Annotated in this window: 18 protein-coding genes and 3 pseudogenes; 15 read left to right on the top strand and 6 right to left on the bottom strand. The window is 38.4% G+C overall.

All coding sequences use genetic code 11. The features are described from left to right. Window positions 1–10: 10 nt before the first annotated feature. The 14 genes and pseudogenes from KNP02_RS03370 to KNP02_RS15055 all read left to right on the top strand — a co-directional run. Window positions 11–1,177 carry a glycosyltransferase family 4 protein gene (locus KNP02_RS03370; protein ID WP_214708999.1) on the top strand — a complete coding sequence of 389 codons (1,167 nt, stop codon included), beginning with the start codon at window positions 11–13 and terminating at the stop codon, window positions 1,175–1,177. Window positions 1,178–1,204: 27 nt separating this feature from the next. Further along, window positions 1,205–2,464 carry a hypothetical protein gene (locus tag KNP02_RS03365; protein ID WP_214709001.1) on the top strand — a complete coding sequence of 420 codons (1,260 nt, stop codon included), beginning with the start codon at window positions 1,205–1,207 and terminating at the stop codon, window positions 2,462–2,464. 31 nt (window positions 2,465–2,495) lie between these two features. After that, window positions 2,496–3,596, top strand: coding sequence for a glycosyltransferase family 4 protein (locus KNP02_RS03360; protein WP_214751441.1), 1,101 nt, complete (start codon window positions 2,496–2,498; stop codon window positions 3,594–3,596). 14 nt (window positions 3,597–3,610) lie between these two features. After that, the gene (locus KNP02_RS15060) at window positions 3,611–4,765 is read left to right on the top strand and encodes a glycosyltransferase (RefSeq protein WP_214709005.1); all 1,155 of its coding nucleotides are present in this window, start codon (window positions 3,611–3,613) and stop codon (window positions 4,763–4,765) included. Beyond that, complete coding sequence (locus KNP02_RS03350; RefSeq protein ID WP_214709007.1) at window positions 4,746–5,435, top strand: CatB-related O-acetyltransferase; 690 nt, start codon at window positions 4,746–4,748, stop codon at window positions 5,433–5,435. Before KNP02_RS15060 ends, KNP02_RS03350 begins: the two co-directional genes overlap by 20 nt. After that, on the top strand, window positions 5,425–6,780 hold the full coding sequence (locus KNP02_RS03345) for an MATE family efflux transporter (RefSeq protein ID WP_214709009.1): 1,356 nt from the start codon (window positions 5,425–5,427) through the stop codon (window positions 6,778–6,780). The genes KNP02_RS03350 and KNP02_RS03345 overlap by 11 nt, the downstream gene beginning before the upstream one ends. A gap of 67 nt (window positions 6,781–6,847) precedes the next feature. After that, the gene (locus tag KNP02_RS03340; protein WP_214709011.1) at window positions 6,848–7,366 is read left to right on the top strand and encodes an acyltransferase; all 519 of its coding nucleotides are present in this window, start codon (window positions 6,848–6,850) and stop codon (window positions 7,364–7,366) included. 8 nt (window positions 7,367–7,374) lie between these two features. Then, the gene (locus tag KNP02_RS03335) at window positions 7,375–8,403 is read left to right on the top strand and encodes a polysaccharide biosynthesis protein (RefSeq protein WP_214709012.1); all 1,029 of its coding nucleotides are present in this window, start codon (window positions 7,375–7,377) and stop codon (window positions 8,401–8,403) included. A gap of 23 nt (window positions 8,404–8,426) precedes the next feature. Beyond that, window positions 8,427–9,536, top strand: coding sequence for a polysaccharide biosynthesis C-terminal domain-containing protein (locus KNP02_RS03330; protein ID WP_214709015.1), 1,110 nt, complete (start codon window positions 8,427–8,429; stop codon window positions 9,534–9,536). Continuing rightward, window positions 9,537–10,667 carry a non-hydrolyzing UDP-N-acetylglucosamine 2-epimerase gene (wecB, locus tag KNP02_RS03325; RefSeq protein WP_214709017.1) on the top strand — a complete coding sequence of 377 codons (1,131 nt, stop codon included), beginning with the start codon at window positions 9,537–9,539 and terminating at the stop codon, window positions 10,665–10,667. It abuts the gene before it with no gap. A gap of 34 nt (window positions 10,668–10,701) precedes the next feature. Continuing rightward, a complete protein-coding gene (locus tag KNP02_RS03320) occupies window positions 10,702–12,072 on the top strand; it encodes a UDP-glucose dehydrogenase family protein (protein WP_214709019.1) in 1,371 nt (456 codons plus the stop codon). Beyond that, window positions 12,053–13,081: a GDP-mannose 4,6-dehydratase gene (locus tag KNP02_RS03315; RefSeq protein WP_285800824.1), complete on the top strand. Its 1,029-nt coding sequence runs from the start codon at window positions 12,053–12,055 to the stop codon at window positions 13,079–13,081. The genes KNP02_RS03320 and KNP02_RS03315 overlap by 20 nt, the downstream gene beginning before the upstream one ends. A gap of 483 nt (window positions 13,082–13,564) precedes the next feature. Continuing rightward, window positions 13,565–13,834: pseudogene (locus KNP02_RS03310) on the top strand (DapH/DapD/GlmU-related protein); the annotation flags it as partial. 424 nt (window positions 13,835–14,258) lie between these two features. Next, a pseudogene (locus KNP02_RS15055) lies at window positions 14,259–14,657 on the top strand (IS21 family transposase); the annotation flags it as partial. A 135-nt stretch (window positions 14,658–14,792) separates the two neighbouring features. Here the strand turns inward: KNP02_RS15055 and KNP02_RS03300 are convergent. The 6 genes and pseudogenes from KNP02_RS03300 to KNP02_RS03275 all read right to left on the bottom strand — a co-directional run bounded on the left by KNP02_RS03300 (window position 14,793) and on the right by KNP02_RS03275 (window position 20,478). After that, a complete protein-coding gene (locus KNP02_RS03300; RefSeq protein ID WP_353047324.1) occupies window positions 14,793–15,176 on the bottom strand; it encodes a transposase in 384 nt (127 codons plus the stop codon). A 190-nt stretch (window positions 15,177–15,366) separates the two neighbouring features. Further along, window positions 15,367–16,116 (bottom strand): annotated as a pseudogene (gene istB / locus KNP02_RS03295) (IS21-like element helper ATPase IstB). After that, complete coding sequence (istA, locus tag KNP02_RS03290; RefSeq protein WP_214709029.1) at window positions 16,109–17,665, bottom strand: IS21 family transposase; 1,557 nt, start codon at window positions 17,663–17,665, stop codon at window positions 16,109–16,111. The pseudogene istB and the gene istA overlap by 8 nt, the downstream one beginning before the upstream one ends. Before the next feature lie 245 nt (window positions 17,666–17,910). Then, window positions 17,911–18,315, bottom strand: a complete 405-nt coding sequence (locus KNP02_RS03285) for a hypothetical protein (protein WP_214751438.1) — start codon at window positions 18,313–18,315, stop codon at window positions 17,911–17,913. Between the two features lie 835 nt (window positions 18,316–19,150). Further along, window positions 19,151–20,020: a tyrosine-type recombinase/integrase gene (locus KNP02_RS03280; protein WP_214709033.1), complete on the bottom strand. Its 870-nt coding sequence runs from the start codon at window positions 20,018–20,020 to the stop codon at window positions 19,151–19,153. A gap of 5 nt (window positions 20,021–20,025) precedes the next feature. Continuing rightward, on the bottom strand, window positions 20,026–20,478 hold the full coding sequence (locus tag KNP02_RS03275) for a sigma factor (RefSeq protein ID WP_214709035.1): 453 nt from the start codon (window positions 20,476–20,478) through the stop codon (window positions 20,026–20,028). Between the two features lie 342 nt (window positions 20,479–20,820). On the opposite strand from KNP02_RS03275, the gene KNP02_RS03270 reads away from it, so the two are divergent. Next, the gene (locus KNP02_RS03270) at window positions 20,821–21,783 is read left to right on the top strand and encodes an aldose epimerase family protein (protein WP_214709077.1); all 963 of its coding nucleotides are present in this window, start codon (window positions 20,821–20,823) and stop codon (window positions 21,781–21,783) included. Window positions 21,784–21,801: the final 18 nt, after the last annotated feature.

Raw genomic sequence — 21,801 nt, 5'->3', positions numbered from 1 at the left:
GATACAAAATATGAGAGATATCGTTATTTATATAGGTGGAATGGAGTTTCCAGACAAAAATGCGGCTGCTCAGAGAGTGATAGCAAATAGTAAGATTCTTAAAGAACATGGATATAAAGTGATTTTAGCTGGATTGAACAAATCAGATAAGAATTCTGGAGAGCTAAAACCGGTTTACAGTTCTCAACTTGACAACTTTGAAATATTTTCAAAATCTTATCCAAGTGGTCTATTAGATTGGTTTAAATATTCAACTCAAATTGATTGGGTCAAGAAACTTATAGGGAAGTATGATCCAAATAGGATTTACGCAATAATCGCATATAACTATCCATCAATAGCTTTGTTAAAATTACAAAAATATGCATTGAAAAACAATATAAAAATTGTATCAGATTGTACGGAATGGTACGGTACAAATAATCTCGTGAAAATAATTGATAGCAATTTAAGGATGAGATTTGTCCAAAAGAAAGTGAAAAATGTCATTTGCATTAGTGATTATCTGCAAAATTATTATAAGAATAGTATTACGGTAAATATACCTTCATTAATCGATAAACAAGATAAAAAATGGTTACAAACTAAAGAATATTATCCAAGTACAGAAAGAATTTTCTCATACGTAGGAAGTCCAGGAATTTCAAAAGAAAAAGATCGGTTAGATATGATAATAGACAGTTTTCTAATTTTAAAAAATAAGGGTTATGCATTTTTATTTAATATTGCAGGTATATCGGAGGAATCATTTTTAGAAATGTTTCCGACGTATAAGCAGAAATTAAATATTTTAAGAGAACATGTTATTTTCTTAGGTCGCATTCCACACGGAAATGCTATTGAAATAGTAAAGCAATCAGACTACACAATCTTTGCAAGACTAGAAAACAGAGTGACAATGGCTGGTTTTCCTACTAAACTAGCAGAAAGTTTCTCTTGCGGTACGCCTGTCATTACAACACCAACTAGCAATGTGTCAAGATTTATTGAATTCAGAAAAAACGGTTTTATAGCAAAGAGTTGTTCCGTTGATGCATTAGTTAAAGTGATGGAAGAAGCAATTAATGTGGACGACAACATACTAAAGGATATGCATAGTCATTGTCGTAATCACAATCCTCTTGATTATAGAATCTTTAAAAGTGACTTTAAAGCATTTATGGAAAATATTGAATAACATTTTGTGGGAGAATAGGTAAATTTGATGAGTGATTCAAAGCAAGTATTTATTTATAATTCAATAATAACCGTAATCACATATTACTTAGCTGTAGTTAGTATTTTCCCCCCTTTTCAGAGTCTTAATTTTGTAACTCCACTTGGTTTTATTTTAATGACTTTGTGGGTATTTGTAGCGTTTCTTCTTAATAGGAATTTTTTTGTACAAACTAATGTTCACACCCTCTTTGTATTTTTATTTATTTTAATAACTTTTATTATGCCGTATTTATTTGGGAATCCAGTTATAGGGAATAGATATTTAAATTTTGGACAAGTACTGTTTTTTTATATAATGTATGAATTTAATAAAGCGAATGGACATAACGATATAAACGAAAAAATTATTAAATGGACGTTACCATTTATCGCAATTACAACAATAATTACTTTGTATAACCTTTTTGAAAATCCTTGGATTTCTAGAAGCCTGAAAAGTAATGGGGACTATTCTGCTGATTTAAGAATTCAAGGAATTGGTGGTTATGAGCTTGTATACTTTCTAGTTTTTCTTAACATCATTGCATTTTTTCTTTTATATAATAGAGTAAATCTTAATCTGAAATTTAATAAGTTATTAGTTCCATGGGTCTTTTATTTACTGTCCTTAATTACAATACTATATGCTAATTATTTCACTGCTTTAATAATGATGACAGTCGGAACTCTTTTAATAATAATTACAAAAGAAAGAAACTTAGCATCTATGATGTTATTTAACATGTTTGTTCTAATATTTTTATTTAAAAGCAAAGAGATATTCATCTACGTGACTAATATAATTATTAGTTATTTAGAATCTGGAAGAACAGTAGAGAGAATGATGATCTTACAAGCAGATATTATTGGAAATGGTTCCAATGCAGGATTACTGGAGGGGAGATACGATACTCTTAATTCCAGCTGGTACGCCTTTCTTGAGAATCCACTTTACGGGACAATCACAAACGAAATTATGATATCTAACGGTTTTTTGACTGGATTTGGACAACACTCACAAATTTTAGACACATTAGCTCTTTATGGAATAGTTGTAGGTGGAACCTTGATTTATATTGTTTCATATCCTTTTTTTAAAAGGTATGCCCCCTCTTCAGTTCTAAATAGTCTCAATTTCGCTATGTTAGTTGTAACTTCTATAATTTTTATTATGAACAACATTACACCATCAATCGGATTTGCAATATTTTTTGTTTATCCTACCTTATATGATAAATTTAGTAGCAAAGTTAAGCATGATTTATAGTTTCAATATATGAAATTTAGGAGAAATCAAAATGACTCAGAAGCCTAAAATAATGTTGCATTACGTTCTTCCAGGTGCTACAGGTGGACCAAACGTATATTACGATAGAATTAGAAAACATGAATTTTTATCTAATAAGTATGATTTTGTTCAACTTAATCAAAATAGAACTGCAGGAAAGAAAATTAGTTTTGGATTGATTAATGAGTTAAGGAAACAAATCATAAAAGAAAAACCAGATATAATTCATATTTCAGGTATGCAAAGTTCTGGTTTTCATTGTATGGTAGCTGCACTATTGGCAAGATGTAAAGTAAGGTTAATTACTACACATGGATTTCAGGGATCCTCCCTTCAGATTTCATCATATAAAAAAATTATATTTAATTCAGTTATAGAGCCTTTTACTTTAATTTTAGCAACCAAAGTTCTTGGGATTAGTAAATTCACCTCTAATCATAAAATGGTTGATCGTTATGCAAGGAATAAAAGCACTTACATTTATAATTTTCCGCCTTTGCCACATGAACTGGAAGAAGACAAGTCAATTAGAAGGGATTTAGGCCTTAGGGAAGATGACATAATTTTTACTACTGTATCTCGTATTGTTTTTGATAAAGGATATGAGGATTTAGGGAATGCAATTCGAAAAGTATCTAATTTAAAACATATAAAGTTTTTGATTGTTGGAGACGGAGAATTTGAAGCGCAATTTAAGAACTTAGTTTCTACAGAAATTGAAAGTGGAAAAGTAATTATTTTAGGTAAAAGAGATGACGTACCAAGTATTTTGAGTGAAAGTGATGTGTTTGTATTGCCAACACTTCACGAAAATTTAGGTAATGTTTTTTTAGAAGCTTCACAGGCTAAAATTCCAAGCATAGCTACTAATGTAGGGGGCGTGCCTGAAGTTATCATAGATGGTGTAACTGGAATTTTGGTGCCGATCCATGACTCCGCTTTATTAGCCAGCGCTATAACTGAACTTTATAATAATGCAGATTTGAGAAAAAAAATGGCGGAAAATGCTTTTAAGAGAATAAAAACTCAATTTGATTCAAATAGGATTGCTTGGGAATTTGATAATCTTTACAATTCTCTCTTACATATTGATATACAACATAAAAAGTGAGAGAGGTGCATAATGTGAAAATAAAATATGTTGCGTTTTATCATTATCATAGTGTAGAAAACAGAGACTATAGTCCTGCTGCCACTAATAAAATTGATTATATCAGTAATTCAATTGTTGAACTCGGTCATGAAGTCGAAATAATTTCTCCGAGTTGGACAATGAATAGTCAAGGTTTCTATTGTGGAGAAACTAAAGAAATTGCAAACCGTATTACTTTAAAAACTTTTTCTACCTTTGGTGGAAGCAGTAAACTCACTAGAGGTTTGAAATACTTATTCTCGATGTTGCAGTTGTTTATCCATTTATTGGTAAAAACTAAAAAAGGAGAGTTAGTAATTGTTTATCATTCAGTAATGTTGTCTCTCCCAATTAGAGTTGCGAAAATAATAAAAAGGTTTCGATTAGTTTTAGAAATTGAAGAAATTTATCAAGATGCACAAACATTATCAAATTATATGAAAAAAAATGAGTTGTTTTTGTTTAAAGCAGCTGACAAGTTTATATTATCTACAGATTCTCTAAAAACTAAATTGAAAATAAAAAATATTCCGTCTGTAACTATTAACGGTATCTATAAAGCAGAGCTTCCATTAAATGAAAGATTTGATGATAATAAAATTCATTTGGTTTATGCAGGTACTTTTGATCCGAAAAAAGGTGGTGTATATACGGCGATAGAAGCAGCTGGTCACTTACCTGAAAAATACCATCTACATGTAGTGGGGTTTGGGAGTGAGTCCCAGTTACATGAGGTTAATCAATTAATAAAAAAAGTGGATAGTATATCTGACTCAACGATTACTTACGACGGGTTATTAAAAGGAAAAGATTTCACTATTTTTTTGCAAAAATGTCATATTGGATTGAGTACTCAAAACCCTGAATCCAAGTACAATGATACTTCATTCCCTTCAAAAATATTATCTTATTTAGCAAATGGTATCAGGGTAGTCACTGTTAGAATTAGAGTGGTCGAAAAATCAACGGTTGGAAATATAGTTATTTATTTTGATGAACCATTACCTGAAAAAATTGCTGAAGCAATTAAATCTGTTAATCTAAATGAAAAATATGATAGTAGAGAACTATTAAATAACTTAGATGAGAAATTTAAAACGGAGATTAATGAACTCTTGGAGATGAATTATGCTAAAAAAAGTGTCTAACAAAATATACAATTTCATTTCAATAGTCAATATTAATAAACGAAACAATTGTAGAATTTCTTATAATACAAAGATTGAAAATTCGACATTTGAAGGAAGGAATGTAGTTAACTCTAAGACACATATTATAAATTCACAAATTGGAAAAGCAACCTATATATCAAGTAATTGCACATTCTCAAAAACAAAAATTGGGAAATATTGTTCGATAGCTCCTGGGGTTAAAGTAATTACTGGGAATCATCCTACATCTAAATATGTAGCAACACATCCTATATTCTTTACACAAAAAGAATTCTCGGGTTTGAAATATATTCATGATAATTTTTTTGAAGAATATAGTTTCGCGGATAATAACAATTGTTTTTACTGCGATATTGGAAATGATGTTTGGCTTGGCAATGAAGTAAAAATTATTAATGGTATAACCATAGGAGATGGAGCTATTGTAGCTTCGGGAGCGGTGGTAACTAAAGATGTTCCTCCTTATGCAATAGTAGGCGGTGTGCCTGCAAAACTTATAAAGTATAGATTCAATGAAGAAGAAATAAATTATTTACTTAACTTACAGTGGTGGGAAAAAAGTGAGGATTGGATACAAGATCACGTGGATTTTTTTTCTGATATAAATGATTTGAAAAAGAAATGGTGTAATAATGGTGGACTATAAGTTTTTATCATCTAAGTTAAAACGTTTGGATTTTAAGAGTGCTCAATTAATAAGAAATATTACATTATCATTTCTTATTAAAGGAGCAGCGATAATAGTATCTCTATTAACTTTACCGGTATATATTTCGTACTTCTCTGATAATTTGGTTTTAGGAATGTGGTTTACTGCAATCTCATTATTATCTTGGATACTAACTTTTGACTTAGGAATAGGAAATGGTTTAAGAAATCATCTTGTAAGCCCTTTAATAAATAAAGACAATCAAGAAATAAGAAAAAATATTTCATCTGCTTATATCTCTGTTGGAATTATTGTATTATTTTTGTCAGTTCTATCGTTTTTTATAATCCCTCTAATTAACTGGAATGTTGTATTTAATGTTCCTTCATATCTTATTGATGGAGAAACACTGAGCTTTATGGCAACCATGTTAATCACAGGAATACTAATACAATTTTTCTTGAAACTAGTTTCTTCAATTTTCTACTCGCTACAAAAATCTGCAATTCCTGGACTATTGATACTTGTATCATCAATTTCTATGTTGTTATTTGCTTTTTTTATTAAGAATGATGATTTAGATATGAAAATCAAATTAATATCGATTGCTTACGTATTTGCAACTAATATTCCTTACCTAATTGCTACATTAGTTTTATTTTCAACAAAATTGAAAACTGCCAAACCTAGTTTTAAATACTTTGAAAGTAAATATGCTTTGAGAATTATTAAGCTAGGCGGAATATTCTTCTACTTGCAAATCTTAACTATGATAATGTTTAACACTAATGAACTATTGATCTCATGGTTGATAAATCCAGCTGAAGTTGTACAATTTCAAGTCTATAACAAGTTATTTTCTGTTGTTAGTACTTTCTTTAATTTAGCTCTTACACCCGTCTGGTCTGCTGTTACTGAGGCACGTGTAAAAAACGATTATATATGGATAAAACTATTATACAAAAAGTTAAACCTTTCTTTACTTTTGTTAATTCCATTGCAAGCTATTCTAATATTATTATTTCCTTATATAATTGATTTCTGGCTAAGAGATAGTTCGATTGACGTAAGTTACACTCATGGTATTATATTTGCTGTTTACAATATACTTTTTATGAAAGTGAGCATTGATACCAGTATAATTGCAGGTTTTGGTAAATTAAAGATTCAAAGTGTATCTTTAACGTTCACTACAATCTTAAAAATTTTGTTATCAATCATTATCATTCAATATACTGAATCTTGGATTTTTATTGTAACAGCAAATATATTTGCACTGTTACCGTATATCATTATTGAATATTTTGATATCAAGTATCGTTTTGCAGAAGTAAGAGAATAAACCATAAATGTAGCATTCTATCATGTGATAAAGTTTATAAACATGATTTTAAGAGAGGTGAAAATTAATGATTTGTAAAATTTTCAATAAAATCAAAAATGAATTGGCTGTAAAAAATGTCCAAAATAAGTATAAGACGAAAAGCGCAATAAAAATTTATGGAGAAGTTAGGCTTGATAATCCTAATATTATATTTGGAAATAACGTTTCTTTATATCCTGGTGTACAGATTTGGGGAAATGGAATGATTACTTTAGGAGATAATGTTGCAATAGGAAAAGATACAATAATTTTTGCACAAGAGTCTATGACTATAGGTAACGACACTTCGATAGCTGCCCAATGCTACATAATTGATAGTGATCATGAAACATCTAGGTCTCAATTAATTAGAGAGCAACCAATGCAGTCAGAGAGTATTTTTATAGGACAAGACGTATGGTTAGGTGCAGGATGTAAAGTGTTAAAGGGCTCCTATATCAGTGATGGTTCTGTAATAGGCGCAATGAGTTTGATAAAAGGGTACACTTCCCCTTATTCAATTAGTGTAGGAATTCCCGCAAAAAAAATAAGCGATAGAAAGTGATGATGAGAATGTTTGAAAACAAAACACTATTAATTACAGGTGGTACAGGTTCTTTTGGTAATGCAGTTATGGAGCGATTTCTTGACACGAATATTAAAGAAATTCGAATTTTTTCACGTGATGAGAAAAAACAAGACGATATGCGAAAGCGTTATAAGAATGAAAAATTAAAATTTCATATTGGAGATGTTAGAGATTTATCTAGTGTTAAAAACGCAATGTATGGTGTAGATTATATCTTTCATGCTGCAGCATTAAAACAAGTTCCTTCATGTGAATTTTTCCCTTTAGAAGCTGTTAAAACAAATATATTAGGCACTGATAATGTCTTAACTGCAGCAATTGAATGTGGGATTGAGAAAGTTATTTGTCTCTCTACTGACAAAGCAGCTTATCCCATAAATGCAATGGGTATTTCAAAAGCTATGATGGAAAAGGTTTTTGTTGCTAAGTCTAGAACTGTAGATCCTAACAAAACTTTGATTTGTGGAACAAGGTACGGAAATGTTATGGCTTCGCGTGGGTCGGTCATTCCTCTGTTTGTTGATCAAATAAAGAGTGGTCAACCCTTAACAATTACAGACCCTAACATGACTCGATTTCTTATGAGTTTGGAAGAAGCCGTAGAACTAGTGATTTTTGCCTTTGAAAATGCTAAAGCTGGCGATATTATGGTTCAAAAATCTCCAGCAAGTACTATCGGAGATTTAGCTCGAGCAATAAAAGAACTTTTTAATGCTGATAATGAAATCAAAGTTATTGGAACACGTCATGGCGAAAAACGTTATGAAACACTTTTAACTAAAGAAGAGTTTTTGAACTCAGAAGACTTACCTGGTTTCTATAGGGTTTCTGCTGATCAAAGAGATTTAAATTATGACAAATATTTTGACGAAGGAAATCAAAAACTTACCACTGAAAATGAATATAACTCTGATAATACTGAAATTCTTACGATTGAACAAATAAAAGATAAACTCTTGGAATTAGATTTTATAAAAAACGAACTAAAAGAGTGGAAAAAAACGTACAATTAATTGTAATTGGGGTGGTAAAGTATATGAATATTTTAGTTACGGGTGCGAACGGCTTTATTGGTAAAAATCTTGTCGCTGAATTAAATAATAGAGGTTACAAAAATGTTTTTAAAGTTACTAGAGAAACTGATTGGGCAACTTTAAATGAGTATACAAAAAAATGTGATTTTGTTTTTCATTTAGCTGGTGTTAACAGGTCTGAGAATGAAAATGATTTCATGGAAGGAAATCATGATTTCACATCAGAATTATTAAATTTACTCAAAAATAATAATAATATGGTGCCTGTTCTATCGTGTTCGTCTATACAAGCTGAAAGAGATAACTTATATGGCATAAGCAAACGAGCAGGAGAGAGGTTGCTTTCCAATTATTCTAGTGAATATGGAGTAAATGTATATATTTATCGACTTCCGAATTTATATGGCAAATGGAGTAGACCAGACTATAATTCAGTTATTGCTACTTTTTGTTATCGTATTTCAAGAGATTTAGAAATTAGCGTAGATAATCCTGAAGCTGAATTGAATATTGCATATATAGATGATGTTTTAAGTGAATTTATAAATGCTTTAGAGGGGAAGCCGACTAAGGTTAAAGAATTTTGTATCATTCCTAATACACATAAAATTAAAGTTGGAGATTTAGCGCACATCATAAACGGATTTAAAGAGAGTAGAGAGACACTCGTCGTGCCTAATACGAATAATGACTTAATTAAAACATTATATAGTACTTATTTAAGTTTTCTACCTCAAGAATGTTTTTCATATGATTTAAAAATGAATATCGACTTCCGAGGTTCATTTACAGAATTTCTGAAGCTTGATGAGAGAGGTCAAGTTTCCGTAAATGTTTCTAAACCAGGTATTACTAAAGGGAACCATTGGCATCATACGAAAAACGAGAAATTTCTAGTCGTAAGTGGGAAAGGGATTGTCCGTCTACGTAATATAAACTCAAATGAAATAATTGAGTACGAAGTCTGTGGAGAAAAATTACAAGTTATAGATATCCCTACAGGATATACACATTCTATCGAAAACGTAAGCGAAATAGATTTAGTTACAATTATGTGGGCGAATGAATATTTTGATCAAAATAGACCAGACACATATTATTTGGAGGTATAAATGAATAAGTTGAAGGTAATGACCGTGGTTGGTACCAGACCAGAGATAATTAGATTATCTGCGGTGATAAATAAATTAGAAGAATCAAATGCTGTTAATCATATTCTTGTACACACGGGTCAAAATTACGATTATGAGTTAAATGAAGTTTTTTTCAAAAATTTCAAATTAAAGAAACCCGATTACTTTCTAGAATCAGCTAATGGAACAGCCATTGAAACAATTAGCAATATATTGAAAAAAATTGACCCTATACTAGAAATCGAAAAGCCTGATGCATTTCTTATATTAGGTGATACAAATAGTTGTTTATCTTCAATTGCAGCAAAGCGAAGAAAGATTCCAATTTTTCATATGGAAGCGGGGAACAGATGTTTTGATGAAAGAGTACCAGAAGAAACAAACAGAAAAATTGTTGATCACATCGCGGACATTAATTTAACTTACAGTGATATCGCGAGAGAATATTTATTAAGAGAAGGTATTCTTTCAGACAGAATTATAAAAACGGGTAGTCCTATGTTTGAAGTATTAAATACTAAAAAAAATGACATTGACAAATCTAATATTCTTAAAGAAATGAATCTTCAGGAAAATGGGTATTTTTTAGTTTCGGCTCATAGAGAAGAAAATATTAATTCGGAAACCAACTTTATGGAGTTGGTCGAAAGTCTAGATACAATTGCTGAGAAGTACAATGTTCCTGTAATTGTTAGTGCCCACCCAAGAACAAGACAAATGATTGAAATTAAAAATGTGAAATTTAATTCGTTAGTAAGGATTATTAAACCATTAGGTTTTGATGACTATGTAAAACTACAGTTGAAAGCAAAAGTGGTATTGAGTGACAGCGGAACAATAAGTGAAGAGTCTTCGATATTAGGTTTTAAAGCACTCAATATCAGACAAGCTCATGAGAGGCCAGAGGCCATGGAAGAGGCAGCAGTGATGATGGTAGGTTTAAATAAGGAGCGCATTCTTCAATCTTTAGAGGTACTTGAAAAGCAAGTGCCATCTACGCTGAGAATTGTACAAGATTATAATATGCCAAATGTATCGGACAAAGTTCTAAGAATTATACTATCCTATACAGATTATATTAATAGAGTAGTATGGCACAAAAGTAACTGAAGTAAAACTATAAATTATGTGATGAGGGATTATATTGTATAGAGTAGCGGTGGCAGGAACAGGTTATGTAGGCTTAGTTGCTGGTGTATGCTTTTCAGAAATAGGTCATCATGTAACTTGTGTTGATATTGATAGTAAGAAAGTGGAGTTATTGAAATCTGGAGTATCTCCAATTTTTGAAAATGGATTAGAAGAACTGATGCATAAAAATTACTCTAACGGTTCCTTAGATTATACAACAGATTATGTAGCGGCTTACAAAGATGCTGATGTAATTTTTATAGGTGTAGGAACGCCTGAACAACCTGACGGATCTGCAAACCTATCCCATATTGCGACGGTTGCTCGTCAAATCGCTGAGTCTGTTGAGAAGGACTGTCTGGTAGTTGTTAAGTCGACAGTTCCTGTTGGCACAAACGACAAAGTTGAACAATTCATTCAAGATTTTCTGGTGCATGACGTTAAGATCGAAGTTGCTTCAAATCCTGAGTTTTTAGCTCAAGGATCTGCAGTTCGAGATACACTTTATGCGGATCGAATTGTTATCGGTACTGAAAGTGAATGGGCTGAAAGTTTACTCAAAAAAATCTATGAGCCGTTTAATTTACCTATTGTTTCAGTCAATCGTCGTTCTGCTGAAATGATTAAGTATGCATCGAATGATTTCTTAGCACTTAAGATTTCTTATATGAATGATATTGCGAATTTATGCGAGTTGGTTGGTGCTGACGTTCAAGACGTAGCTAAAGGTATGAGCTTTGATAATCGCATTGGTAGTAAGTTTTTAAATGCAGGTATTGGGTATGGAGGCTCTTGTTTCCCAAAAGACACGAAAGCTCTTGAGTATATCGCTAAGCAGAATAACTATGAACTCAAAACTGTTAAAGCGGCAATTGAGGTGAACACAGATCAGAAAACGTTACTTTACAAAAAAGCAAGCAAGCGCCTAATCACTTTTAATGGTCTCAAAGTTGCAGTTCTAGGCTTAACATTCAAACCGGGTACTGATGATTTGCGCGAAGCAGCCTCTTTAGAAAATGTACCGTTACTACTTGAACAAGGTGCTCAGATTTTTGCCTTCGATCCTGTTGGTGCAGATAACTTTGCTCAGGTTCATCCCGAAGGTAACCATAGTAGAGGCAGCATCACGTATGTAGATAAAGTTGAAGACGCTTTAGAAAATGCTAATGTCTGCTTCATTTTCACTGAATGGGGAGAAATAAAAGCAATCGAACCTGCTGCCTATAAATCTTTGATGAGAACGCCTTTAGTGTACGACGGTCGAAACATTTATGCTACTGAAGAGATGGAGTCGGCAGATGTCGAGTATCATTCAGTCGGAAGACGTCCGGTCCTACGACAAACTACTAAGGAGTTGAAGAATGTTGAACTACACAACTCTTGATACAACTAAAACGTATTTAGTGACTGGGGCAGCCGGATTCGTCGGGTATTTTTTATCCAAACACTTACTTGATAATGGTTGTAATGTTATTGGATTAGATAACCTCAATGACTATTACGATGTCAATTTGAAGCATGAGCGCTTGAAACAACTGAAACCTTACTCGAAGTTCACATTTATTAAAGGTGATATCTCGGATAAAGATTTCATCCTCGAATTGTTTAAAGAATATCGTCCCGCGTTTGTAGCCAACTTAGCGGCTCAAGCTGGAGTACGTTATTCGATTGAAAATCCGGACGCGTACATGCAGAGTAATGTCATTGGCTTTTATAACGTATTAGAAGCATGTCGTCAGTATCCGGTGGAGCATTTAGTTTATGCTTCTTCGAGTTCTGTTTATGGTTCAAATAAGAAGGTGCCGTTCGAAGAGACTGATTTTGTGGATCACCCAGTATCTCTATACGCCGCCACTAAAAAGTCAAACGAGCTAATGGCACATACGTATAGCCACCTCTACAAAATTCCGGCAACCGGTTTACGTTTCTTCACCGTCTACGGTCCACTAGGACGCCCAGATATGGCTTACTTTGGTTTTGCGGATCGGTACTTCAACAATCAGGCAATAAAAATCTTTAATAACGGTGATTTCGAGAATGACTTGTATCGCGATTTTACTTATATCGACGACATCGTAGAGGGAATCAAGCGTTTACTTCAAACCCCTCCATCTGGAAGCGTTCAGCACGAAGTATTCAACATCGGGAACAATAATCCTGAAAAGTTGATGACGTTCATTACTTCACTAGAGTGCGCACTAGGAAATGCTCTTGGACGTCCGGTCGAGTTCAATAAAGAATATGAACCAATTAAGCCAGGAGATGTCCCGGCTACTTACGCTTCAACAGATGCACTTCAAAAGGCTGTAGGATTTAAGCCTAAAACGACAATCCAAGATGGTTTACAACAGTTTGCTGATTGGTATGTAAGATACTATGGAAAAATAGTATAAATAAAGTTAGTTAGTAAATCAGCATATATTTAAAATTTTTTGCCGTTTTATAAAAATGATTTGTACAAGTTTAAGTTGTATTATTTTCATAGAAAAAATTGTTTTTTTTTTTTTAAACGTTAAATATACTTAATAGTGTAAATTAGTGATAAATCGTAATAACCTTAGAACATTATTTTACTTCACAATAGAGAAAGAAGGTGTGTTGTCATAATAAAAAAAATTATTATAAAAATATTTTTTAAAATAAAAAAAACAATCCAATTTAGAATAAATCCTATTAAATATGCAAAAAGTATAGGTGTAAATGTGGGAGAGGACGTTCAGATATACGGTGGGGACCCAAATATGTTTAGTACTGAACCATGGTTAATCACACTAGGTAATAATACACATATAACTGACGAAGTTAAATTTATTACTCATGATGGAGGGACATTAATTTTTCCCGAGTTTAAAAATGACTATATTTTAACAGGGAAAATTACAATAGGTTCTAATACTTATATTGGTACCAGAACCATAATCCTGCCGGGAGTAACAATTGGTGAAAATTGTATTATTGGTGCTGGTTCCGTTGTTGCAAGTGATATTCCTAATAATTCAGTTGCTGTTGGAGTACCTGCAAAAGTGAAAAGGACTACTAATGAGTATGCAGGGAAAATAAGGAAAGTAAGAAATGGCGAATACCCACAGTATTTTGAAAGTATTGAAGCAGCAAGAAAATTAGATCCTTTAAAAAGGTATGAATAATATATATTCTTCGATTCATCTACAATCTAAAGTATCATTTTTTTCTTCAACATTCTAATTTGAAACAAGTATATATTGATGAAAAAATGTTTATAATGACGAGGGCGGGACATAACTAGCCAGTTATAAAGTTTTTCAATCAAAAGAGGGGTCCGGCCACCGATTTTCGTTGGCTGGACCCTCTCTTTGCACTTCGGGCGACGCCGGTGGCGATGAACTTCCGCAGATTCACCGCCATGAGTGTATTTTGCAATATGAATGTGGTTCTTAAGCAATGTTAATTAGGTAGTGTGTGAATGCTAGAATAAAATTGACAGTTTTTGCTCGATACGATTTTACACTATTGCCGAAAAATCAGAACAGAACTCCGATAGATTAGTTGAGGGTATTTTATCTGGAGGGAATAGAATTGGAAGAAAAGTTAGTGCTACACATCAAGATTCATCAAATGTATCAGCAAAACATGAAAGTGGCTCAAATCGCAACAGCACTGAAGATATCGAGACCGACGGTATGTAAGTACCTGAAGTTGACATATAAAGATGTCCTACATGAATTTGACGGGAAATCCTGATCACGAAAGAAGAAATTCGATGCATACCGAGACTGGATCATTGCATGTTTGGGGGAGTATCCGTATTTGAGCAGTGCACAAGTCCATGACTGGTTACTTGAAAGATATCCCGACCTCTCGGTCGGATTGAGAACGGTCAGGACATACGTGAAGAAAATCCGAGAAATCTATCAGATTGAAAAGAAAAGGGTCGTCCGCCATTACGAGGCTATTCCAGAACAACCGATAGGTAAGCAAATACAGGTGGACTGAGGTGAGGCCAGACAACGGATATAATCAATGCTGTTAAAATGGTTCTTCCTCACTTTTGATGAAATGCTTCATCCCTGTGGTTATGTAGACATCGATTTATATCTCAGTAGAACAAAGAGCCTCAAGTGACATTCAATGTTTTGATGCGCAACAGTTCCAATTTTGGCGACCATACATTTGACAGTTGATTGTCTTGAGTCGGTTGACATGTCCCTCGATCATGCCATTTGACCAGGGCAGCGTCATCCCGAGCCGGATAGCGTCGATGTCCCCTCCTATATAGGTTGCGAAAGAAGATAGCTTCGTTTTATTCATCTGCTCTGCCTGTCCACACCACCTTAAGATATCTTGTTCAGACGTCGCAGCCTCGAAACGTTCTTTGAATGAGCGGAGCAACTCGTTCAATTCCTTCAAGAAGGGATGGATTTCCAGTATTTTTAGGAGAAGTGGTTTGTTGGAAGGCTCGTCCTCCCAGAGAACTTTCTGGATGAATCGTCGGTTGATGATTACGGCCACGAGTTTTTACCGCCTCTGCCATTTTATTTACCACCAAATGCCATGTTTGGTACCACTCAGTGACATATGTCGACCATCATGTGACTCAAAGTCCGTTGGACAAGGGATTGCGGCATTGTGAGCCATCGATTGCGGACGACTGAGCCACCTAGTGCGAAGAAAAGAGCCATCACTTGGATGGCTCGGACGGTCAGCGTGCTGATATGCCATGGCGTTCCCTCATCGATATTTCACCGTCGATCATGATTTGATAAGAGTCATGGATGATCCGGTCGAGGATCGCCTCTGCGATGGTCTCGTTTCCTAATCGAAGATGCCATCCGCTCGGGTCGATCTGAGAACAGTAGATGGTGGAGACGGTCTTATGGCGCGACTCGGAAATCTCGAGGAGAATCGTCGCCTCGTCAGTCGTCAAGTCGGTCAATAGCCATTTATCGAGGATGAGTAGGTCGACTTTTGTATACTTTTTGAGGAGTCGTCGGTAGCTCCCATCGGCTGCGAGCTTCGCCAGTGTCAGTTAATCCAACAATTCAGGCAGACGAATGTATCTCACCTTGAACGACTGGCGACAGGCCGAGACCCCGAAGGCGGTCGCGAGATAGGTCTTCCCGAATCCTGTCGGTCCCTTCAGAATCAAATTGTGGCTGTCCAAGATGTAAGTTCCGCTTGCCAACTTGAGGATCTGCTCTTTGTTCAATCGACGGTCGGCATGGTACTCGATGTCCTCGATGCAAGCATTCGAGTTGATGAACGAGGCAGCCTGGATCAGCCGGTGCAGCTTGCCGTTCTTTCGTCTGGAATGCTCAAAATCGACGAGTAGTGCCAGTCGTTCATCAAAGTCCATGCGTTGAAAATCGCGATTGGATGACTGTTCCTCATAGGCTTCGGCCATCCCGTTCATCTTCATCTCGATCAGTTTGGCAATCGTCTGTTCATTCATCTTTATCAGCTCCCCCATAGTATGCCGCACCACGCATGAAGCCATAGTGATTGTTGGCAGTTTCCGTCTTGCGTTTCAACTCCTGCTCGGCGTCGCTCTTCTTGTTGTTCGACAGGATGCTCTGGATGCCCTTGACCGTCGGTCTGTTGGTCATGGAGACGACCATCTTACAGGCGCGCTCGATCTCATACTTGGAATAACGTCGCTCCAGCTTCTTCAGCGTGAAGATGGATTGGAGTGCCAATCGCTCGGTCTGAGCAGTGCCAAGAAGGAAATCGATCACTTTCAAGGTGTTCGGACCGATCTCGTCTGCCCAGTCTTTTGCGTTCTCCGGGGTCTGGTCGATGTAGAGCTTATGGTTGTCGGGCATGTGATCGCGGTTGGTCGATAATTGTCCGAAGCGCCCGATCAGTCGCTTGTGGGAGGCAATCCGCATCTCGTTGAAATACACCTCGACCAATTGCTCGGTCAGTCGCACCGCGACCTGACAGTTGATGTATTCATAGGGCACCGAATAAAACATGCTCTCGACGGATATGTGGTAGTCCGGCCGGACCTTCGCGTCCCGCCAACTCGATTGTTTGTACGAATGCTTCGGGAGTGGTGCTAACGCGAACTTTTCCTCTTCCTCGAATGCGGAGAGACGGCTACCGGGCTTCCGGGTGAACGGACGATGGTTGAACTCTTCCAGCTTTTCATGAACCTCACGGTTCAGCTCCTCTAGGCTGAAGCAGTGGGAGTTCCTCAAGGCGGCGATGATCCAAGTGGAGATGACACCGACGGAACCCTCGACACTCGGTTTGTCCTTGGGTGCGCTCACACGCGCGGGCATGACGACCGTCCCATAATGTTCAGCCATCTCTCGGTATGTCGGGTTGAGGATGAGTTCACGTGACGTGTTTCTCGTGACACCGATCTTCAGATTGTCAGGGATGAGAATCTGGGTACTCCCACCGAAATAGCTGTAGGCATGGTTATGGCACGTGATCCATGCCGACAAGTCCATCGAGAGGCTCGCCTCGGCATAAGACAATTGGCTACAGGGCAATGTCGCTACGAATATGTATACTTTTACTTTTTCTCCTGTGTCCCGGTCGATGATGAACGTGGTTGAACCGGCCCAGTCGACTTCCATCACCTCTCCTGGCTTTCGACGAATCCGGAGTGTGGCCTTGTGCTTATTCGCATAGGCGCTATAATGTCGCACGAAACTCCGATAGGAGTAAGGGATTCGTTTGTTCGTACGGCACTCAAGCTCGTACTCATGATGTAGGAGAGACAAGGTGACGTTCGGCTTTGCCAATTCCCTGTGTACATAGTCAAAGTCGATTGGGTGTCTACCGGACGACTCAAGCGTTCTCTCAGGGAACAAGAACTCTTCAATCCACTTATCGGTCATGTCATCATCGAACGGCCCCATCAAGCCTTTTTCTGTCGCCCGGTCGATCACCTCCGTCACTTTTTGACGCGAGTTGACGGTGCTAGCTGCGATGCTTCTCAGGCTGAGTCCTTGCTCTTTAAGTTTTAGGATGGCCGAATAGCGAAGCATAAAAAAACCTCCCATGTAACGATGTCACACCATTGGGTGTGCACCTTAATAATAGGGAGGCGATATGAAGGATGGTCGGGACTTTGGCATCACCCGGTAAATTGTTTGTCACTCTTTGGTAAATAAGATTGCAAGACTGGTACATTTCAATGGCCGTAATCAGTTGATATTGATTTCGTGTGGGACTGTTTTTTCAACCTTGCGACATACGGTCGAAACGTACTGATTCCGCCGGCATATCCTTTTCATTTCACTGTCCGGTGCATCCATTCTGTCGTCTTACCTTGGCGAATCCATCTGACGATGTCTTGTTTGTAGATGTCTGCGCTGTGTCGTCGATGTGACCGACCGATTCTTGGTGGATCTGTCATCTTCAGATATCTACGACATGTCTTCGGGTCGATTTGATGCCGTCTGACCAATTCGGAGATCGGGACACCTTGTTCTGCATTCTGTTGTACGTCCAGAATAAGTGTCCACTTCCTTCTCTCTGCGTCTGTCAGTTCGCGTTCGATGTTTACACCATCCGGTTCGAACAGTATCTTTTTGCCAGATGGAAGACGCTGTTTCAATATGTCATCAATTTTCTTTCCTAAGTTGTGAAACAAGTGCCATCGGTCACTCACCTGTTGAATCGTCTCATCGGCCAAACGGATGGCCTCTCGGCCTCTCGGAACTCGACGGATCAGTCCCGTGCCACGACCTGAATGGTAGGATGTGAACGGATCCAGGCAGAGACAGTGTTGATATACCAAGAGGGAAGCAAGGCGATTGGGAGTCTGATCTCAAGGTTGCAGATGATCGTCCCATACTTTTGTCGTTTTCTCCAGGAGCAGTCATCGATGCCGTTCCGAGCGTTTCAGCATTCGAAGTAGCAGTACTATCGCTGATATTGTTCAAGATTCGTTCTAGCCCAATCGAACTCAATAGCCTCGACAGGCCGTGTTCCAAATGGATTGTTCTGCAGGTGTGTGGGTCGACATAGGGAGGTAAACCGTTCCGTGAAGATACCCGTGGGACAGGTGCGATTGTCGCAGAAGAAACGTCTCGCCTGAGCCCGTAGTTGCCATCCATCCCGAACACTCGCTCATCCCTTAATGTTCTGATGTATCTACTGTGAACACGGTAAGAGCACTTTGCACAACTAGGACATAAGGTACACGACTTTTTCCCATGACAAATGAACTGATATGCTTCATCACAACGATTCACATCTACCACTTCTAGTTCTGGAAGAAAGTCGTCTAACATGATTGATCCGTTCAATACTTTTAGTGAACTAATTCCTGAAGACGGACTTCATCAAAAGTGAGAAAAAACCATTTTAACTGCGTTGATTACACTTGGTACGGTACGCAAGTGTCCGTACACATAGTTCGGGCAGAATTGGTATTCAAAACGATTGCGAAACCTGTTCGTCATCGGTACTTCTTCGAAAAAGGAGACATGAATAATCGCTCATCCATGTCTCGATCAGTTCTCTACTTATTCATTCAACCCCTCGATCAACTTCCGACTCCGCTCTCTTGACACATGAAGATAGCGTTCGGTCGTATTGATTGACTTGTGTCCTAGGAGGTTGGCTACACCGAGGAGATCTTGGCTCTGGTCGTACAGTGTCGTCGCAAAACTGTGACGTAACATATGGCTCGTCAGCTTCACGCCGAACTGTTCTTGCGCGATTGCCTTCAAGTCATGGTTCACAAAGCCGGGTTGGACGACACGTCCGGTCGGCATCAAGAAAATACGATTCGATTTCCCTGTTTTCGGTCGGTGTGTGGCTATATACTTCTTCAATTCGTCGGTGAGTCGGGGTGTCATCGGGACATGGCGGGTTTTATCCCCTTTTCCTTTTTGAACCGTCAACAAGCGCTCCTCAAAATTGATATGATTGATCTCTAAATTCAGAATCTCACTGATTCGTAATCCAGCATCCCCTCCGACGAGATAAATCGTATAGAGCGTGTAATTGCGGGCATGGTACAGCACCGTGTTCAATTGGTCGCGGGTGATGATTGTCGGCGGTTCGCTGACGCCCTCCCGTGTGACGATGCGGGCAAACGGATTATGTTGCATCCAATGCTGCTCGATGGCGAACGTGAACAGCCCACGGATGCGCATGATATAGGATTTGACCGTATTGTCGGCCATCGCGCTGATATGTTTCTTGTACGGGATCGCATGGCTCGTCTCAGTGATGTCTTGGATGTACATCGCACCGTGCTCGGCTGCATAGCGGGCGAAGCGCAGCAACGAGTTACGCGTACTTTTCAGCGTCGTCTCGGGAGCTTCCTTTCGTTCTCTCATGTCTGTCAAGTACATCTCAATCGCGTCACTCAGTAATACGTGTTTCATATCATTCACTCCTTCAAGTTGATTGCCTCTTTCAGTTCTCGTTGGACGTCGGCCTTATATGCCCGCAAACGACTCGGCGAATAAGACAACGTCTGTTCGGTCCCATCGATCAAGTGGCATAGGAGTTCGAAATGGCGGGGGGACAGCAACAACCGCTGTTCGTCGAGCCAGTCGAAGAGATTACGTTCGGACGTCATGCATTGTTCGGGGATCCGTTCGGCAGTAACCTCGTGTTTCAAATGTCTGGCATTCTTCTGTTGGTGATTTAGGATGGCGCCCCGGATGCGTTGGAAGCAATACGTCTTGGACAGCGTGCAGCCGCGATTCAACGCTTCCCATAAGGCGACCCGTGCGATTTGGGCGCAGTCTTCCTGTTCGTTCGGATGAATCGATAGGTGGCGGATGACATAGTGAATCATCGGTTCCCATTCGTGGATTTGATCATCGATTTGATTCATGTGGCAATTCATTTCCGAGCGCTCTGTTGATTTTCCTAGGTTAATTCGAGTATAGTCATCGATATTCGACGATTGGTTGTTGCTGTACGTTCGCCTTCCGACTCCATTCGTTATTGTAAGCCGATATTTCAATCAAGCCCTAGGCTTACGTGTGATAAGGGCGCTAGTCCATCTCGGATATCGATGAATATCCGGTGAATGTGAAACGATACGGACGAGGATAAGGGGGTTCACGAGTTTTACCGCATTCATGAACGCGTTTTTGAGTCACGTCGATAAAGTGGAGTACGGGGCGACGACTACGGGAATGAACAGGTAAACGAATCGAAGTAGGTGAGCCAGTTGAGAGAAGCAACGATTGAAAACAAGAACGGCATGCGCTTGTCGGCTATTTCGTACGGGTGTGCCATGACCGAGTTGACGGCGCCGGACCGTGACGGGAATATGGACTCTGTCATTTTGAAATATGGCAGTCCCGAGCAATACCTAGAGAACCCGGTGTATATCGGTTCTGTCGTCGGACGAATCGCCGGACGGATCCGCAACGCGGAGATTGATGGCGTGACCTTGACCCCAAGCGAGGCCCCGCATCATATCCACGGCGGAGACGACGGCATCACGGCCAGGCATTGGGACATGGACGTCGAGGGGCAGGCGATTACCTTTACGTATCTAAGTCCGGACGGGGAAGAAGGGTATCCCGGCAACGTCACGTTCAAAGTCGTCTATGAGTTGACGGACGACAACGAGCTCGTCGTCACGATGACGGCCCAGACGGACAAACGGACTTGGGTCAACTTGAACCATCACAACTATTTCAATCTCGGTGGACGACCGACGATTCATGACCATGTGTTGACGTTGCCGGCCAATCACGTCGCGAAACTTGATGAGGAGTCGCTGCCGACGGGCGAATTGCTTGAAGTGGAGGCGACACCGTTCGACTTCCGTGACGGGAAGCCAGTCGGTGAGGCGATTACGGCGGAGGACGAGGCTATCGTGAAGGCTGGAGGACTTGATCACCCGTTCATCTTGAAGTACGGGGTGACCCGGCTACACGACCCGGTGAGCGGACGCGTCATGGACGTCGAGACGAATCAGCCGGTCATGGTCGTCTATACGGCGAACTTCCTCAGTGAAGAGACACCGGTTACGCTCGAAGGACGGCAGAAGCATAGTGCTATCTGTCTCGAAGCTCAAGCGTTCCCGGACGCACCGAACCATCCAGACATCGCCACATCGATTGAACTGAAACCCGAGGAGTTGTATCACTCGAGGACAGTTTATCGGTTTGGGGTGGAATAAAATCAAGGCCATCGAACT

The sequence above is a fragment of the Exiguobacterium sp. s40 genome (assembly GCF_018617905.1).
GTDB classification, from domain to species: Bacteria; Bacillota; Bacilli; order Exiguobacteriales; family Exiguobacteriaceae; genus Exiguobacterium; species Exiguobacterium mexicanum_A.
This window is presented reverse-complemented; position numbering and strand designations above follow the sequence as displayed.

What these genes read in the sequence shown, in the direction of transcription:
- KNP02_RS03370 (WP_214708999.1), top strand. Translation starts at nt 11, where the DNA reads ATGAGAGATATCGTTATTTATATAGGTGGAATGGAGTTTCCAGACAAA.
- KNP02_RS03365 (WP_214709001.1), top strand. Translation starts at nt 1,205, where the DNA reads ATGAGTGATTCAAAGCAAGTATTTATTTATAATTCAATAATAACCGTA.
- KNP02_RS03360 (WP_214751441.1), top strand. Translation starts at nt 2,496, where the DNA reads ATGACTCAGAAGCCTAAAATAATGTTGCATTACGTTCTTCCAGGTGCT.
- KNP02_RS03350 (WP_214709007.1), top strand. Translation starts at nt 4,746, where the DNA reads ATGCTAAAAAAAGTGTCTAACAAAATATACAATTTCATTTCAATAGTC.
- KNP02_RS03340 (WP_214709011.1), top strand. Translation starts at nt 6,848, where the DNA reads ATGATTTGTAAAATTTTCAATAAAATCAAAAATGAATTGGCTGTAAAA.
- KNP02_RS03335 (WP_214709012.1), top strand. Translation starts at nt 7,375, where the DNA reads ATGTTTGAAAACAAAACACTATTAATTACAGGTGGTACAGGTTCTTTT.
- KNP02_RS03330 (WP_214709015.1), top strand. Translation starts at nt 8,427, where the DNA reads ATGAATATTTTAGTTACGGGTGCGAACGGCTTTATTGGTAAAAATCTT.
- wecB (WP_214709017.1), top strand. Translation starts at nt 9,537, where the DNA reads ATGAATAAGTTGAAGGTAATGACCGTGGTTGGTACCAGACCAGAGATA.
- istA (WP_214709029.1), bottom strand. Translation starts at nt 17,665, where the DNA reads ATGCTTCGCTATTCGGCCATCCTAAAACTTAAAGAGCAAGGACTCAGC.
- KNP02_RS03280 (WP_214709033.1), bottom strand. Translation starts at nt 20,020, where the DNA reads ATGAAACACGTATTACTGAGTGACGCGATTGAGATGTACTTGACAGAC.
- KNP02_RS03275 (WP_214709035.1), bottom strand. Translation starts at nt 20,478, where the DNA reads ATGAATCAAATCGATGATCAAATCCACGAATGGGAACCGATGATTCAC.